This window comes from Enterococcus sp. DIV0876 (genome assembly GCF_050529585.1).
Taxonomy (GTDB): domain Bacteria; phylum Bacillota; class Bacilli; order Lactobacillales; family Enterococcaceae; genus Enterococcus_D.
In genome coordinates this window covers 1,756,151-1,774,115 of record NZ_CP172882.1, presented here as the reverse complement: position 1 = coordinate 1,774,115, position 17,965 = coordinate 1,756,151, and the positions used below count along the sequence as shown (strand labels likewise).

Here is a 17,965-nt window from a genome sequence, read left to right as displayed (position 1 = left end):
AAACAGTGGCAAATGCGTATGCAAAAGCTGGCGTGGATGTTCACGCGGGCTATGAAGTAGTTGAACGAATCAAAAAACATGTCAAACGAACAGAGCGTATGGGTGTAATGGGGGCCATCGGTGGTTTTGGTGGTTGCTTTGATCTATCCGCCTACCAATTAAAAGAACCAGTCTTGGTTTCTGGTACAGATGGCGTCGGCACCAAATTGCTGTTAGCGATCCAACGCGATCAGCACCAGACGATCGGCATCGATTGTGTCGCCATGTGCGTCAATGATATCGTGGCACAAGGTGCCGAACCTATCTACTTTCTGGATTATGTCGCAGTAGGTAAAAACGATCCCATCAAAATCGAACAAATCGTTGCGGGCGTTGCAGAAGGTTGTGTTCAAGCCGGCGCCGCCTTGATCGGTGGCGAAACGGCAGAAATGCCAGGCATGTATGCGCCGCAGGAGTATGATTTAGCTGGTTTTGCTGTGGGCATCGTCGAGAAGCAGCAATTGGTGACGGGGGCATCGATTGAAGCGGGATATGATTTGATTGGGTTGCCGTCTTCCGGTATTCACTCAAATGGCTATTCCTTGGTGAGAAAAATCTTTTTTGAGCAAGCCAAGTTATCTGGCGATGAAGTGCTTGCTGAGTTGGGGGACAAATGCTTGGCAGACGTCTTGCTGGAACCAACCAAAATTTACGTGAATGCCTTGAAACCAGTACTAGCACAGCAACTAGCAGCTGGTCTGTCACATATCACAGGTGGCGGCTTCATTGAAAATATCCCCCGTATGCTGCCAGCTGGACTAGGTGCTGAGATTCAGCTGGGTTCATGGGACGTTTTGCCGATTTTCTCATTGATTGCTTCACTTGGTGCTATTCCTGAGCAAGAATTATTCGAGATTTTTAATATGGGAATAGGCATGGTGATTGCTTCAGCACCAGAAAATAGCCAACAAATCCTTGCTCTCTTGGCGGAAAATGGTGAGAAGGGCAGCGTGATAGGTAAAGTGGTGGCACTTGATTCAAAAAGAGAGCCAGCTGTTCGTTTCGTTGAGGAAAAACGATGAAAATCGCTATTTTTGCCTCTGGTACAGGGACCAATTATCAAGCAATTGCTGCTGCTGTTGCTGCAGGTCAATTGCCGCAAGTAGAACTGGCGTTGGTATTATCAGATCGCCCGCAAGCACCTGTTTTGGCTAAAGCGGCTGCAGATCATGTACCAACAGTTTTTGTCGACCCAAAGGCGTACGGGTCTAAAATGGCATTTGAAGAACATGTTTTAGAGATTTTGCAAAATCATCAGATTGATTTGATCGTATTGGCTGGCTATATGCGTATTATCGGCCAGATATTGCTGGCTGCATATCGTGGGAAGATCATCAATATCCATCCTTCGTTGTTGCCGAGCTTTCCTGGCAAAAATGGGATAGCGGATGCCTTTGCTTACGGGGTCAAAATTACCGGTGCTACGGTTCATTATGTCGATGATGGTATCGATACCGGACCAATCATCGCGCAAGAAACGATTCGGATCACACCTGATGATACATTAGCAACCATTACCGAAAAGATGCACCAAATCGAACATCGATTATATCCAGCTGTATTGGCTGAATTGACTGAAAAGGGGTAGTATTTTGAAAAAAAGAGCATTGATCAGCGTTTCAGATAAGAAAGGAATCATCGCATTCGCACAAGCTTTGCATGATATGGATATAGAAATCATTTCAACTGGCGGTACCAAAGCAGCTTTAGAACAAGCAAATGTTCCGACAATCGGTATCGAAGAAGTGACGGGTTTTCCAGAGATGATGGATGGCAGAGTCAAAACATTGCACCCACTGATCCATGGTGGATTATTGGGTCGTCGTGATTTGTCCAGTCATCTGGACGCGATGACACAACATGATATTCATCCAATTGATTTAGTTGTGGTCAATTTATATCCCTTCAAGGAAACCATCAGCAAAGATGGGGTCACAGAAGCAGAAGCGATTGAAAATATCGATATTGGCGGCCCAAGTATGCTGCGATCGGCAGCCAAAAACTTTGCTGCTGTAACTGTGATCACTGATCCGGCAGATTACAATATGGTCTTAGAAGAATTAGCCACTGGAGAAACGACGCTGGCGACCCGAAAAATTTTAGCAGCCAAAGTCTTCCGCCACACAGCTGCTTATGATGCGCTGATCGCCTCTTACCTGACGAATGCTGTTGGCGAAAAACAACCGGAAACATTGACGAATACCTATACTTTGAAGCAGACATTGCGTTACGGCGAAAATAGTCATCAACGTGCTTTGTTTTATCAAACAGCGCTGCCAGTGCCGTATTCCATTGCAAGTGCTGAACAAATCCATGGCAAAGAGTTGTCGTATAACAATATCAAAGATGCGGATGCCGCTTTACGGATCGCCCAAGAATTTACTGCACCAGTTGCGGTGGCCTTAAAACATATGAATCCTTGTGGTATTGGCACAGCAGATACGATCGCTGCAGCCTTTGAAAAAGCTTTTGATGCGGATCCAGTGTCGATTTTTGGGGGAATCGTGGTATTGAATCGCCCGGTGGATCTTGCAACGGCCCAACAATTATCAGCGATTTTCTTAGAGATAGTGATCGCGCCGGCTTTTGCAGCAGATGCCTTGGCACTGTTGACGAAAAAGAAAAACTTGCGTTTATTGACAGTTGCTTTCACTGAAACGGTCAAAGAACCAGAAGTCGTTTCTGTACTTGGTGGTTTATTGGTCCAAGAGCAAGATGATCAGATGGAAACAGCTGATGATTGGCAAGTGGTTACGAAACGTGCGCCATCTGCTGCAGAGATCGAAGCGTTGACTTTTGCTTGGAAAGCCGTGAAACATGTTAAATCGAATGCTATCGTATTAGCCAATCAGCAACAAACAGTTGGTATCGGTGCTGGACAAATGAATCGGGTAGGTTCTGTGAAGATTGCCATTGAACAAGCAGAATCTAGTGGTAATATTGCTGGAGCAGTCCTCGCCAGTGATGCTTTCTTCCCGATGGATGATAGTGTAGCTTATGCGGCAGCGCACGGAATCAAAGCAATCATTCAACCGGGCGGCAGTATCAAAGATCAAGCGTCGATCGCGATGGCGGACAAACATGGCGTAGCGATGGTTTTCACTGGCGTACGTCATTTTAAACATTAAGAGTAGGTGACATATGAAATTATTGATTATTGGTAGTGGCGGTCGAGAGCATGCAATTGCAAAGAAATGTTTAGCAGATCCGCAAGTAAGTCATGTTTTCTGCGCGCCAGGCAATCCCGGAATGGAAAAAGACGGCATCGACTTGATTGCCATTACAGAAAGCAACCACCCAGCGTTGATCGATTTTGCAACCACCCAACAGATCGATTGGACCTTTGTTGGGCCAGAAGTCCCGCTTTTAAACGGTATCGTTGATGACTTTCAAGCAGCAGGCTTGCAGATATTCGGTCCCAATAAACAAGCGGCAATGATTGAAGGCTCTAAAGCATTTGCCAAAGAAATCATGCTGGCGAACCAAATCCCTACTGCTGCTTATCGCAGCTTCACCAACAGTCTTGAAGCCAAGGCTTATATTGAAGATAAAGGTGTGCCAATTGTGATCAAAGCGGATGGATTAGCTGCCGGCAAGGGAGTTGTCGTGGCCTTGACCATTGAAGAAGCTTTTGGCGCAGTAGAATCGATGCTAGAACAAAATGTCTTTGGTGAGAGTGGTGCCAAAGTAGTTGTTGAGGAATATTTGGCTGGCGAAGAGTTTTCGCTTTTGGCGTTCGTCAATCGTGAGAAAGTCTATCCAATGGTGATTGCCCAAGACCATAAACGGGCTTATGACCATGATTTGGGACCCAATACTGGTGGGATGGGGGCTTATTCTCCAGTCCCGCAAATCAGTCAGCAAGTCGTGGATCAGTCGATTCGTGAGGTGTTGCAGCCTGCTGCGCAAGGCATGATCGATCATGGCACGCCGTTTGTTGGTATCCTTTACGCGGGTCTTATCGCTACTAAGGAGGGACCAAAAGTGATCGAATTTAACGCGCGCTTTGGTGATCCTGAAACACAAGTCGTGTTGAATCGATTGGAGAGTTCTTTTCCGGCTATTATCACTGCGCTATTGGCAAATCAAGAACCAGAAATTATTTGGAATGATCAAGCTTCGATCGGGGTCGTGATTGCTGCTGAAGGTTATCCTGGAGCATACCAAAAAGGAATGGTCGTTCCAACAGACGCACCAGATACCGCACAATTTTATTATGCTGGAGTAGCGAAGAACGCTGAGAATGCTTCATTGGTTGCAAGCGGCGGCCGAGTTATGCTGGTTGAAGTCACTGCTTCAGACTTAGCAACTGCCCAAACCGAAGTCTATCAAGCCATTGATTCATTGTCTTTAAATGAAATGTTTTACCGAAGTGATATTGGCGATAAAGCGTTAAGCTTAGCGAGAAAATCATCGAAAACACTTTAAATATTGCACTGCCGATCGTTAGATGGGCAGTTTTTTTATTTTTTTGAATCAACGGTATAGCGTTTTCATAAGATTGTGCTAAAATAAAGTGTACTGTAAAAAGGAGGACCACTCATTGAAAAAAATTAAATTTGGACCAACAGATATCGAAGTTTCTAGCATTATTTTAGGTTTGATGCGGATCAATAATGCCAAAGATCCAGTGAAAGTATTAACCACGGCGATCGATAACGACATTACTTTTTTCGATCATGCCGATATTTATGGTGGTGGCGAGTGTGAAACGATTTTTGCCAGTGCTTTAGCCAAAACAGATGTCAAACGGGAAGATTTATTTATCCAATCAAAATGCGGCATCGTACCTGGAAAAATGTTCGATTTTTCAAAAGAGCATATTATTTCGTCAGTCGAAGGTAGTTTGAAACGGCTAAATACTGAGTACCTTGATGCCTTATTGCTGCATCGTCCAGATACATTGTTTGAACCAGAAGAAGTAGCAGCTGCCTTCGATCAGCTTGAAAAAGATGGCAAAGTTAGACACTTTGGCGTCAGTAACCAAAAACCAGGGCAAATCGAATTGTTGAAGAAATATGTGTCTCAACCATTAGTGGCCAATCAACTACAATTTGGCATTATGCATACTGGGATGATCGATCAAGGAATTCATGTCAATATGACGGATGCAGGAAGTGTCGATCACGATGGAGAAATTCTGGAATATTCTCGTTTACATGATATGACGATCCAAGCTTGGTCACCATACCAATATGGTTTCTTTGAAGGTGTTTTTATTGATAATCAGAAATTTCCTGAACTGAACGAAAAACTGACTGCACTGGCTGATAAATATAAAACCACAGCTACGGGTATCGCTTCTGCGTGGATTTTGCGCCATCCTGCAAATATCCAAGTGATAGCCGGTACAATGACACCGCATCGAATCGAAGAAATCGCGCAAGCTTCTGAAATCGTCTTAACGAGAGAAGAATGGTACGATGTCTACATGGCAGCGGGAAATATTTTGCCTTAATGAGATAAAAAAGAAAAAATTCTCTGTTATAAAGTGTGAATGTTCGTAAATAACGAACATTCACACTTTTTTTACGTTTTTTATTATGATAATGCTTGTGTTTGTGGAGCGTGTGTTATAAATTGTTGTGGGCGTTAAAAATAGGCTCTGCCATTTAACGCTTGCTTCACTCTTATAAAGATTTGGAGGATATTTTTATGTTTGACATGAAAGTTTTTGATTACGAGGATATTCAATTGATCCCGAATAAATGTATCGTGGATAGTCGTTCTGAATGTGATACGACTGTGACACTTGGGAAGCATTCCTTTAAAATGCCGGTCGTTCCTGCAAATATGCAAACGATCATTGACGATAAGATTGCTGAATTTTTAGCTGAAAATGGCTATTTTTATATTATGCACCGTTTTGATGAAGAAGCCCGCATTCCTTTTATCAAAAAAATGAAAAGCCGTGGGTTGATTGCTTCAATCAGTGTTGGCGTCAAAGAAAATGAATATCGTTTTGTTGAAGCATTGGCGGAAGAAAACTTAGTCCCTGATTACATCACGATCGATATTGCCCATGGGCATTCGAATGCGGTGATCAATATGATTCAACATATCAAAAAACACTTGCCAGATGCATTTGTGATTGCTGGGAATGTAGGTACGCCAGAGGCTGTTCGTGAATTAGAAAATGCGGGTGCAGATGCCACTAAAGTTGGCATTGGACCAGGTAAAGTATGTATCACCAAAATCAAAACAGGCTTTGGTACTGGTGGCTGGCAATTGGCTGCATTGCGTTGGTGTGCCAAAGCTGCCCGCAAACCAATCATTGCTGATGGTGGGATCCGTACCCATGGTGATATTGCGAAGTCAGTACGTTTTGGTGCAACAATGGTGATGATTGGCTCATTATTTGCTGGTCACGAAGAATCACCAGGAGAAACGAAAGTGGAAAATGGCGTGGTGATGAAGGAATATTTTGGTTCTGCATCAGAATTTCAAAAAGGCGAGAAGAAAAACGTTGAAGGAAAGAAAATCTGGATTCAATACAAAGGTTCTTTGAAAGATACGTTAGTGGAAATGCAACAAGATCTGCAATCATCGATTTCATATGCCGGCGGAAAAGATTTAGAATCGATCCGCAAAGTGGACTACGTTATCGTGAAAAACTCGATTTTTAATGGGGATACGATCTAAATTTCCGTTTGAAGAGATGTTGCTCAATCAAGCGATTCATTTGCTAGCAGTACTGTTTTTTAACAGTACTGCTTTTTTGTTCGCTGAATGATTTTGTTTTGTGTCAAACTTCGTTATAATAGAAGGAAATGAAATTACATCCAATGTAAAGAAGTGCAGGTGAACAATGACGATCAAAGTTATGTCCATATTTGGAACAAGACCAGAAGCCATTAAAATGGCACCATTAGTGAAAGCATTGCAAACAGACAATCGCTTTGAATCAGTCGTGACTGTGACAGCCCAACATCGGGAAATGCTGGATCAAGTGTTGACTGTCTTTGCCATTGAGCCAGATTACGATTTAGATATTATGAAATTGGGGCAGACATTGACTGGAATCACGACGAAAGTATTGATGGAGCTTGAACCGATATTACAAAAAGAGCGGCCTGATATCGTATTAGTCCATGGAGATACGACGACGGCTTACGCTGCGGCAACAGCCGCGTTTTATCAGCAGATCCCAGTAGGCCATGTTGAAGCAGGCTTGCGGACGTGGAACAAACAATCCCCTTATCCTGAAGAAGCAAATCGGCAATTGATCGATGTGCTGGCGGATTTTCATTTTGCACCGACGAAAGAAAGCCAGCAAAACTTATTGAAAGAAAATCGTGATCCGCAAACGATTTTTGTCACAGGAAACACAGCGATCGATGCAATGAATTATACGATTCAAGCCGACTATGTCCATCCCGAACTTTCTGGCGTAGCTGGGACACAAATTTTGCTGACGATGCACCGGCGAGAAAATCTGGGGCAACCAATGGCGGAGGTCTTTCGGGCGTTGGCGAGAATTGCAAAAGAATACCCCTCGATCCATGTGGTATTTCCAATGCACAAAAATCCGCAAGTTCGCGAAATTGCCCAAAAAATATTAGGGAATATCGATAATGTTGCATTGATTGAACCTTTAGATGTGATCGATTTTCATAATGTTGCCAACCAGAGTGCGTTGATTCTTACGGACTCAGGGGGCGTGCAAGAAGAGGCGCCTTCGCTAGGGGTACCGGTATTGGTTTTAAGAAATACTACGGAACGGCCGGAAGGCATTGCTGCTGGTACATTGAAGCTTATTGGGACTGAAGAAGATACTGTTTATCAAGAAACGAAGCGACTATTAGATGACAAAGCTGCTTATCAGAAAATGGCGCATGCCGAAAACCCTTATGGCGATGGAAAAACCAGTCAGCGAATCGTTGAGATACTTGCTCAAAAACTGACTGCGGATTGATTTTTTTGTTTGAAACAACAGTGAAAAAAAGAAAAGTGTTCAGAAATTGATCGCAGTTCTGAAGGTTCTGAATATAAAATAACGAACTTTTTGTTTGAAAATGGTTGACCTATGTATAAAGTTGGCTTATAGTATCAATAGAAAGAAATAATTGTTAGGTGAGGCTCCTATACGGACACAAGCTGCTGCCGCAAAAGTATCGAGAGATACTTAGTTGGTAGGACAGGTCTAATCGTGAAGGTTAAACCCAAAGCAGCTGATAGTCACAGACTATCTACGCCCTATAGTGCTAAAGCTCTACAATGATCATGACTTTTTTGCGCATGCTTATTGGGAGCATGCGCTTTTTTGCATACGCGCGTGATCCAAGAGTGACTTACTTATCAAAAAGAAAGGAAGATTCACATGGATAACCCCAGTCCCCAGATGAACGCAAGTTTACAGCGAAGAATCACTAGGGGTGGCGCGAGCAGCTCCTAATATAGGAGGAAAAGAGTATGTTGAAAAAATTATCAAAAGATCAAGAATTAAAATTATTGGCAAAATTGTCAGAGCGTGAATTATTAATGGAAATGCGGACATCCTTTCAAGGACTGTCGGAAAAGGATGCACAAGAACGTTTAGAAGAGTATGGCCCAAACAAAGTAGATGCACAAAAGCCGACTCCGGCCTGGTTAATGATCCTAAACGCTTTTAAAGATCCGTTTGTGTTGGTATTGGCCTTATTAATGGTGATTTCCTTTATGACGGGTGATATTGAAGCAGTGATCGTTATGGGTATCATGATTTTAGCTAGTGTCGCGATTACTTTTGTTCAAGAATATCGTTCCCAAAAAGCCAGTTTGGCGTTAAAAGAATTGATTGAGAATACATGTTCAGTGACACGAGCCGGCGTGACGAAAGAAATACCGATGGATGAAGTGGTCCCAGGGGATATTGTCACGTTAGCGACAGGAGATATGATACCCGCCGATGCTATTTTGATATGGACCAAAGACTTGTTTATCAACCAATCTTCATTGACTGGAGAATCGATGCCGGTTGAAAAGTTTGTTGATGCAGGTATCAAAGAAAGCGACACAGATATCTCTGCATTAGACATGCAAGATTTGGTTTTTATGGGTACCGATGTGTTGAGTGGCCAAGGCAAAGCGATTATTCTAAAAACCGGTCAAAGTACATTTTTCGGTGATATTGCACGCAACGCCACCACGAAGCGAGGCAAAACAGCTTTTGAAGATGGTTTGACCAAAGTGAGTAAATTGTTGTTGAGAATGGTCATGGTTTTATTTCCAATCGTCCTTTTGATCAATGGTTTTACAAAAGGTGATTGGAGTGAAGCACTTTTCTTTGCAATTGCCGTAGCAGTAGGTTTGACACCTGAAATGTTGCCAATGATCGTTACAAGCAATCTTGCCAAAGGGGCAATGTCTTTGGCAAAAGAGAAAGTTATCGTCAAGGAGCTGCCTTCGATCCAAAATCTAGGCAGCATGGATGTCTTATGTACCGATAAGACAGGAACAATCACTGAAGATCGAGTTGTTTTGGTCCAACACTTAAACCCATTCGGGCAAGAAGACCAGCAAGTTTTGGATATGACGTATCTAAATTCCTACTATCAAACAGGTTGGAAAAATTTAATGGATATCGCGGTGCTAAATTACTATGAAGAAGCACAGTTAGCTGAACCTTTCCAAGAAGTGACCAAAATCGATGAAATTCCTTTTGATTTTTCTCGTCGCCGCTTGACGGTCGTTGTCAATGCCGATGGCCATCAATTGATGGTCACAAAAGGGGCGGCAGAAGAAATGGAGCAAGTGTGTAAGTATGTTGAGATCGATGGACAAATCATGGCCTTAACAGATGATATTCGCGAAAAATTGCGCCAAGTCAATCTGCGGCTAAACAAACAAGGGATGCGTGTTTTGACGGTTGCTGTGAAACGTGATGCGCATGCCGATGCAGTCTATTCAGTTGCTGACGAACAAGATATGATCATGATCGGCTTTATGGGCTTCTTGGATCCTGCGAAAGAATCAGCGAAAACAGCGATTGCCTCATTACATGGGCATGGTGTCAATGTGAAGGTTTTGACGGGGGACAATGCCATCGTTGCGCAAAAAGTCTGTAAAGATGTTGGGATCGAAGTAGAAAGCTACTTGCTCGGCACAGAGATCGATCGTTTGTCAGACGAAGAATTGGCAGAGAAAGCTGCAGCTACGAATTTGTTCGCTAAGCTTAATCCGATGCAAAAGTCGCGGATCATTGAAACGATTCAAGCGGCCGGACATACCGTTGGTTTTATGGGAGATGGGATCAATGATGCCCCAGCTTTGCGTACAGCAGATGTAGGTATTTCTGTTGATACAGCGGCAGATATCACAAAAGATGCAAGTTCGATCATTCTGTTAGAAAAAAGTTTGAACGTTTTGGATAAAGGCGTGATCGAAGGCCGTAAAGTGTTTACCAACATGATGAAATACATCAAAATGACTTTAAGTTCCAATTTTGGGAATGTCTTTTCTATTTTGGTTGCCAGTGCCTTCTTGCCGTTTCTACCAATGCTATCGATTCAGTTGCTTGTCCAAAATCTAGTGTATGATATGGCACAATTGACGATTCCTTGGGACAATGTTGATCAAGAAGAATTGGCTAAACCAGTCAAATGGCAAGTTGGCGGGTTGTTGAAGTTCACCGTTGGTATTGGACCTGTCAGCAGTATTTTTGATATCACGACTTTCTTAGTCATGTGGCATGTTTTCAGTGCCAACACTGTTCAAGAACAAGCGTTGTTCCAAGCTGGTTGGTTTATGATCGGCTTAACGACACAAACTTTGGTGGTTCATATGATCAGAACCCGCAAATTACCTTTTGTTAAAAGTATTGCATCGCCAGCAGTTTTGCTTTCTAGTGTATTGGCAATTGCCGTTGGTTTTGTGATCATTTTGACGCCATTGCATACGGTATTTGATTTTGCTGCATTGCCATCTTCTTATTGGCCATGGTTTATTGGTATCAACATTGCCTATTTGATAACAGTTGAAATGGCAAAAAGAATTTACATCCATGTTACCAAAGAATGGATCTAAAATAGCAGATCGATGTTTCCTGACTTGAAAAGGGAAATGTCGGTCTGTTTCTTTTTGTCTTGATTCTGTATTATTTTTTTCTCATATTCAAAAAATCGACTAACACACAAGTCGGATCTTTCACAATTACAAATAAGGAACAATGTTTCTATCTGTTAGGGTAAACGCTGAGTGCTGTACTATTCTTAAATGAAAAATAGAATTCCCTTAGAAGATTTTCAAGAAAGCGATTCCTTTAATGTGAATAATTTCACTAATGTTTTCTTAAGAGTTGCTATACTAGGCATCCCTTTATTAAAAAAATTACCCTTTTCACTTGTCATTTTCCAAGTTAAATGATAATTTATAAGAGTAAATGAAATTTCGATAGTACAGATTTAAACCCTGTTACATACGAAAATGACTTTTTTAACAGAGAGGAAAGTGTGTCAAGATGGCAAAAAAACAAAAAGCACTTGATTTCCAAGCGATTTTGGAGCAAGTCAACGCAGATTTTCCAACTTACCAGGCTTTGGATAAAGATGGAAAAATTGTGAATCCGGATTTAGTACCAGATTTAAGTGACGACGAATTAGTGGAATTGATGACTCGTATGGTATGGTCACGCGTATTGGACCAACGCTCAACTGCGTTAAACCGTCAAGGACGTCTAGGTTTCTTCGCGCCAACTGCTGGTCAAGAAGCAAGCCAATTAGCAAGTCAATTTGCTTTTGAGAAAGAAGACGTATTATTACCAGGTTATCGTGATGTTCCTCAATTGATCCAACACGGATTACCTTTGAAAGAGGCATTCCTATGGTCTCGTGGACATGTCGCAGGTAACTTGTATCCTGAAGATTTAAACGCTTTACCACCACAAATCATTATCGGTGCACAATATGTACAAGCAGCCGGTGTGGCTTTAGGTTTGAAAAAACGCAACAAGAAAAATGTTGTATTTACCTATACTGGTGATGGCGGTTCTTCACAAGGGGACTTCTATGAAGCAATCAACTTTGCTGGTGCTTACCATGCAAACGCTGTATTCTACATCCAAAACAACGGTTTTGCGATCTCTACACCAAGGGAAGTCCAAAGTGCTGCGCCAACATTGGCACAAAAAGCTGCAGCAGCAGGTATTCCTGGTATTCAAGTGGACGGTATGGATCCATTGGCAGTCTACTATGTATCAAAAGCAGCGCGGGAATGGGCAGCAAACGGCAATGGTCCTGTATTGATCGAAACATTGACTTACCGTTATGGTGCGCACACCTTATCAGGTGATGATCCAACCCGTTACCGTACGAAAGAAATGGATACTGAATGGCAACAAAAAGATCCATTGGTTCGTTTCCGTACGTACTTAACTGAAAAAGGCTTATGGTCTGAAGAAAAAGAAGAAGAAATTATCGAACAAACCAAAGAAGAAATCAAAGCAGCAATCGCTGAAGCTGACCGTGTACCAAAACAAAAAGTTTCTGATTTCTTGAAAAACATGTTTGAAGTTCAACCACAAAACATTAAAGAACAAATTGCAACTTATGAAGCGAAGGAGTCGAAATAGTCATGGCACAAAAAACAATGATCCAAGCAATTACAGATGCCTTAGCTGTTGAAATGGAAAATGACAAAGAGATTTTAGTCTTTGGTGAAGACGTCGGTAAAAACGGCGGTGTATTCCGTGCAACAGAAGGTTTACAAGAAAAATTTGGCGAAGACCGTGTATTCGATACTCCTCTTGCTGAATCTGGTATTGGTGGTTTGGCTTTCGGGTTAGCTTTACAAGGCTTCCGTCCAGTTCCAGAAATCCAATTCTTTGGTTTCGTATTTGAAACATTTGATGAAATCGTTGGACAAATGGCCCGGACGCGTTATCGTATGGGCGGCACACGTAATCTGCCTATCACGATCCGTTCACCATTTGGCGGGGGCGTGCATACACCAGAATTGCACTCAGATAACTTAGAAGGTTTGATTGCACAATCTCCTGGTATCCGTGTCGTGATTCCATCAAATCCGTATGATGCAAAAGGACTATTGATTGCAGCGATTCGCAGCAATGATCCAGTTGTCTTTTTAGAGCACATGAAACTTTACCGTTCATTCCGTGAAGAAGTGCCAGAAGAAGCATACGAAGTGCCTTTGGATAAAGCAGCAGTTACCCGTGAAGGTTCTGATGTATCCATCATCACTTACGGTGCAATGGTGCGTGAAGCAATCAAAGCTGCTGACAACTTAGCAAAAGAAAATATCAATGCTGAAATCATTGACTTGCGTACAGTTGCGCCACTTGATGTTGAAACAATCATCAAATCGGTCGAAAAAACTGGTCGCGTTGTCGTTGTTCAAGAAGCCCAAAAACAAGCGGGTGTTGCGGCACAAGTCGTTTCTGAAATTTCTGAACGTGCGGTTCTATCACTTGAAGCACCAATCGGACGCGTATCTGCTCCAGATACTATTTTCCCATTCGGTCAAGCTGAAAACATTTGGTTGCCAAATGCAAAAGATATCGAAGACAAAGTGAAAGAAATCGTGAACTTTTAATAGTTAAGAAGGGAAGAATAGACAATGGCATTTCAATTTAAATTACCGGATATCGGTGAAGGAATTGCAGAAGGCGAAATCGTTAAATGGTTCGTCAAAGCAGGGGATACCATCAATGAAGATGATACCTTACTAGAAGTTCAAAATGATAAATCAGTGGAAGAAATTCCATCTCCAGTGACAGGTACGATCAAAAGTATCGTTGTTCCTGAAGGCACGGTTGCCAATGTTGGTGATGTGCTTGTAGAAATCGACGCACCTGGTCACGAAGACAATGAAGGCGATGCGGGTGTTGCTGCTGAATCTCAAACGCCAGCGAAACCAGCTGCTGAACCAACAACTGAGTCAAGTGCAAACACTGCATCAGGATCATCTGAAGGTTCAGGCGTGTTCCAATTCAAATTACCAGATATTGGTGAAGGGATCGCAGAGGGCGAAATCGTTAAATGGTTCGTTAAAGCTGGCGATACTATCAATGAAGACGATACATTATTAGAAGTACAAAACGACAAATCAGTGGAAGAAATTCCATCTCCAGTCACAGGTACGGTTAAAAAAATCGTTGTTGCTGAAGGTACAGTTGCCAATGTTGGTGACGTGCTTGTAGAAATCGATGCACCTGGTCATAACGATGCACCTGCTTCATCTGGTACATCATCTGCAACAGAAGCACCACAAGAAAAAGTGGAGACATCTGGTTCAGCAAGTGTTGTCGAAGCGGCAGATCCAAACAAACGCGTTTTAGCAATGCCTTCTGTCCGTCAATTTGCCCGTGAAAAAGATGTCGATATTTCTCAAGTATCTGCAAGCGGCAAAGGTGGACGTGTGACGAAAGAAGACATTGAAAACTTCTTATCAGGTGGCGGATCATCTGCACCAGCAGAAGCTGCAGCCCCAGCGAAAGAAGAAGCCAAAGCACCAGCAGCTGAAAGCAAACCGGCTGCACCTGCGAAAGCATTCAAGTCTAACTTAGGTGATTTAGAAGAACGTGTTGCCTTGACGCCTACACGTAAAGCCATCGCCAAAGCAATGGTCAACAGCAAGCACACTGCACCACATGTGACATTGCATGATGAAGTAGAAGTAACAAGTCTTTGGGACAACCGTAAGAAATTCAAAGAAGTCGCTGCTGCAAACGGCACTAAATTAACTTTCTTACCATATGTTGTGAAAGCATTGACTGCAACAGTGAAAAAATTCCCTATCTTGAATGCATCTATTGATGACGCAAATCAAGAAATTGTTTACAAAAATTACTACAATATCGGTATTGCAACGGATACAGACCACGGATTATACGTGCCAAACGTAAAAGATGCAGATCGTAAAGGCATGTTTGCAATTGCTGATGAAATCAACGAAAAAGCAAAACTTGCCCATGATGGCAAATTGTCTGCTGATGATATGCGCAACGGTACGATCACAATCAGTAATATTGGCTCTGTAGGCGGTGGCTGGTTCACACCAGTAATCAACTACCCTGAAGTCGCTATTTTGGGTGTAGGTACAATCGCGCAACAACCAATCGTCAATGCTGAAGGTGAAATCGTTGTTGGCCGTGTGATGAAATTATCACTAAGCTTCGATCACCGTATCGTTGATGGTGCGACAGCACAACAAGCAATGAACAATATCAAACGTCTTTTAGCTGATCCTGAGCTATTAATGATGGAAGGATGATTTACAAATGGTAGTAGGAGATTTTGCTGTTGAATTAGATACAGTTGTAATCGGTGCGGGACCTGGCGGCTATGTGGCTGCCATCCGCGCTGCTGAAATGGGTCAAAAAGTGGCAATCATTGAAAGAGAATACATTGGCGGCGTTTGTTTGAACGTTGGTTGTATTCCTTCGAAAGCACTGATCGCTGCAGGACACCACTATCAAGAATCTTTAGATTCAACGATGTTTGGTGTGAATACTGAAAATGTCACACTAGATTTTACCAAAACACAAGAATGGAAAGACAACAAAGTCGTTAAAACATTGACTTCTGGTGTTGGATTCCTATTGAAAAAACACAAAGTTGAAAGTATTGAAGGGGAAGCATTCTTCGTTGATGACCACACATTGCGTGTGATCCACCCAGATTCAGCCCAAACGTATTCTTTCAACAATGCGATCGTCGCAACAGGTTCTCGTCCAATCGAGATTCCAGGCTTTAAATTTGGCGGCCGTGTACTTGATTCAACTGGCGGATTGGCATTAAAAGAAGTACCAAAGAAATTCGTCGTGATCGGTGGCGGTGTCATTGGTTCTGAATTAGGTGCAGCTTATGCAAACTTAGGCGCTGAAGTAACGATTCTTGAAGGTTCTCCTCAAATCTTGCCAACGTACGAAAAAGATATGGTGAAATTGGTTGAAGAAGACTTTGCCAAAAAAGGCGTAACAGTTGTAACTAATGCAATGGCTAAAGAAGCTGTTGACAATGGCGATAGCGTTACTGTTAAATATGCTGTGGATGGTAAAGAAGAAGAAGTAACAGCTGACTATGTAATGGTGACAGTTGGTCGTCGTCCAAATACAGATGACATGGGCTTAGAACAAGCTGGTGTTGAAGTAGGCGAACGTGGATTGATCACTGTTGACAAACAAGGTCGCACAAATGTATCAAATATCTATGCAATTGGTGATATCGTTCCTGGTGCTGCTTTAGCCCATAAAGCAAGCTACGAAGCGAAAATTGCAGCTGAAGCCATCTCAGGCAAAAAAGTGGCTGTCGATTACAAAGCGATGCCAGCTGTTGCCTTTACAGATCCTGAATTGGCTTCTGTTGGCATGACAATCAAAGATGCTAAAGATGCTGGAATCGATGCCAAAGCATTCAAATTCCCATTCTCTGGTAACGGACGTGCATTGTCATTAGGAAAAACAGAAGGATTTATCCGTCTGGTAACGACTGTTGAAGACAATGTCATCATCGGCGCACAAATCGCTGGCTTAGGCGCAAGCGATATGGTATCAGAATTGGCACTTGCTATTGAATCTGGTATGAACGCAGAAGATATTGCCTTAACGATCCACCCACATCCATCATTGGGAGAAATCACAATGGATGCAGCTGAATTGGCGTTAGGTATGCCAATCCATATTTAATCGAATTCGACCCGTTGACTGAAAAGTCAGCGGGTTTTTTGTACAGTTCGCTTCCTATTCTTTATTGCAACTCGATCGTCAAGCTGCCCTTGGTTGCTTTGCCCAGTGCAAGCATGCCGCGATAAAAAATATAGGTTAAGGTACCAGACAACAATACACCAATCAAGCAATAGACTAAGAATCCAGAACGGTCATTGGCAAATAGATTCAGCGGCGCAATCAATGAGTTCAATCCTAACCCAGCCAATTCATAACTAGTGGTAAAGTGAAAGAGCGTGGTTGCCAATGGTGCGCAAATGGCTGCAGAAAGAAAGGGCGGGATCACCATTTGCGGGTTTTTGGTCAGATTGGCAAATTGGACCTTAGGGGTGATCAATCCTTGGGCGATATTGGCGCCTAAATTGTTTTCTTTGAAGGACATGACAGTAAACCCTACAAATTGTGCAGTACAACCGATCAAAGCAGCTGCAGAAGACACTGGATCCAATTGCAAGGCGATTGCCAATGCGACTGAAGAGGCAGGGGTCATCAAAAGTGTACTCCAAGCTACAGCGATCACGATCGATCCCAAGATAGGCGAAATCGTGATCGATTGTGCCATAAATCCGCTGATGGCCAATAACATCGGTGTTGTGACATAAGCAAAACCGACACCGGCCAAACCGCCAAAGAATAAACTGCCTAGCGGAACTAAAATCATATCTAATGGCGTTTTACCAGTCAGCCATTTTCCAATCAAAGCAGCAACAAGACCTGCCATTACTGCACTGATCGGCTGACCGCCTGTCAGTATGACTGCCCCGATTCCTTGGGTCGCGTTGATGCCAGTCATCGTTGTTGCATCAATGGCAGCCTGTGAAAAATACAAACCGTCAGAGGCAATCGTGGCAGCTATCATCGACGTAAAGATCACTAGCGTATTTGTTTTTAATTGATAAGCGATCCCTGCTCCAAAAGCAGGAGCTAATAATAACTTTGATACCGTGCCAATGGTCCCGATCGTGGCAATGCCTGTTAATTGACCAATTGTTTCTAACAATAAACCGACACCCAGTGCAACCAACACTGCATTTGACACACCTAAAGAAACTTTGTAGACATATTCTTTCACCGAAATCTTTTCATTCATAGTTTACTTCCTTTCAAGATCTAAATTGTTTGAAATTTTAGATTTTTCAAATTATAACAATTTGTAGTTTGTCTGTCAATGATAAACAAAGGTTTTATTGTGAATAAAAAAACAAAACTAAGATTATTTTTAACTAGAGAATGATGCGTTTATCTTCAGTCTATTTTTTTATGAAT

13 protein-coding genes and 1 riboswitch are annotated in these 17,965 nt (G+C 42.5%); of the genes, 12 read left to right on the top strand and 1 reads right to left on the bottom strand.

Annotated features, from left to right (window positions below):
- Positions 1-5 precede the first annotated feature (5 nt).
- From purM to lpdA, 12 genes are all read left to right on the top strand, one after another.
- Entirely contained in the window at positions 6-1,061 is a 1,056-nt protein-coding gene (purM, locus tag IGI41_RS08215; protein ID WP_430609273.1) for a phosphoribosylformylglycinamidine cyclo-ligase, read from the top strand.
- A complete protein-coding gene (purN, locus tag IGI41_RS08210) occupies positions 1,058-1,627 on the top strand; it encodes a phosphoribosylglycinamide formyltransferase (RefSeq protein WP_430609272.1) in 570 nt (189 codons plus the stop codon). The genes purM and purN overlap by 4 nt, the downstream gene beginning before the upstream one ends.
- Before the next feature lie 4 nt (positions 1,628-1,631).
- Complete coding sequence (purH, locus tag IGI41_RS08205; RefSeq protein WP_430609271.1) at positions 1,632-3,167, top strand: bifunctional phosphoribosylaminoimidazolecarboxamide formyltransferase/IMP cyclohydrolase; 1,536 nt, start codon at positions 1,632-1,634, stop codon at positions 3,165-3,167.
- Between the two features lie 13 nt (positions 3,168-3,180).
- On the top strand, positions 3,181-4,467 hold the full coding sequence (gene purD / locus IGI41_RS08200; protein ID WP_430609270.1) for a phosphoribosylamine--glycine ligase: 1,287 nt from the start codon (positions 3,181-3,183) through the stop codon (positions 4,465-4,467).
- Positions 4,468-4,582: 115 nt separating this feature from the next.
- Positions 4,583-5,497 (top strand): aldo/keto reductase, encoded by a 915-nt coding sequence (locus IGI41_RS08195; protein ID WP_430609269.1) that lies wholly within the window; start codon positions 4,583-4,585, stop codon positions 5,495-5,497.
- Positions 5,498-5,703: 206 nt separating this feature from the next.
- On the top strand, positions 5,704-6,681 hold the full coding sequence (gene guaC / locus IGI41_RS08190) for a GMP reductase (protein WP_430612780.1): 978 nt from the start codon (positions 5,704-5,706) through the stop codon (positions 6,679-6,681).
- A 166-nt stretch (positions 6,682-6,847) separates the two neighbouring features.
- On the top strand, positions 6,848-7,954 hold the full coding sequence (gene wecB / locus IGI41_RS08185) for a non-hydrolyzing UDP-N-acetylglucosamine 2-epimerase (RefSeq protein WP_430609268.1): 1,107 nt from the start codon (positions 6,848-6,850) through the stop codon (positions 7,952-7,954).
- Positions 7,955-8,097: 143 nt separating this feature from the next.
- Positions 8,098-8,268, top strand: a riboswitch (M-box (ykoK) riboswitch).
- Between the two features lie 183 nt (positions 8,269-8,451).
- The gene (mgtA, locus tag IGI41_RS08180) at positions 8,452-11,043 is read left to right on the top strand and encodes a magnesium-translocating P-type ATPase (protein ID WP_430609267.1); all 2,592 of its coding nucleotides are present in this window, start codon (positions 8,452-8,454) and stop codon (positions 11,041-11,043) included.
- A 433-nt stretch (positions 11,044-11,476) separates the two neighbouring features.
- Positions 11,477-12,586 carry a pyruvate dehydrogenase (acetyl-transferring) E1 component subunit alpha gene (gene pdhA / locus IGI41_RS08175; protein ID WP_430609266.1) on the top strand — a complete coding sequence of 370 codons (1,110 nt, stop codon included), beginning with the start codon at positions 11,477-11,479 and terminating at the stop codon, positions 12,584-12,586.
- A gap of 2 nt (positions 12,587-12,588) precedes the next feature.
- A complete protein-coding gene (locus IGI41_RS08170; RefSeq protein ID WP_430609265.1) occupies positions 12,589-13,566 on the top strand; it encodes an alpha-ketoacid dehydrogenase subunit beta in 978 nt (325 codons plus the stop codon).
- A gap of 24 nt (positions 13,567-13,590) precedes the next feature.
- Entirely contained in the window at positions 13,591-15,246 is a 1,656-nt protein-coding gene (locus tag IGI41_RS08165) for a dihydrolipoyllysine-residue acetyltransferase (protein WP_430609264.1), read from the top strand.
- A gap of 7 nt (positions 15,247-15,253) precedes the next feature.
- Positions 15,254-16,660, top strand: coding sequence for a dihydrolipoyl dehydrogenase (lpdA, locus tag IGI41_RS08160; protein ID WP_430609263.1), 1,407 nt, complete (start codon positions 15,254-15,256; stop codon positions 16,658-16,660).
- Between the two features lie 61 nt (positions 16,661-16,721).
- Here the strand turns inward: lpdA and IGI41_RS08155 are convergent, their stop codons facing one another.
- Complete coding sequence (locus IGI41_RS08155; protein ID WP_430609262.1) at positions 16,722-17,789, bottom strand: PTS transporter subunit IIC; 1,068 nt, start codon at positions 17,787-17,789, stop codon at positions 16,722-16,724.
- Positions 17,790-17,965: the final 176 nt, after the last annotated feature.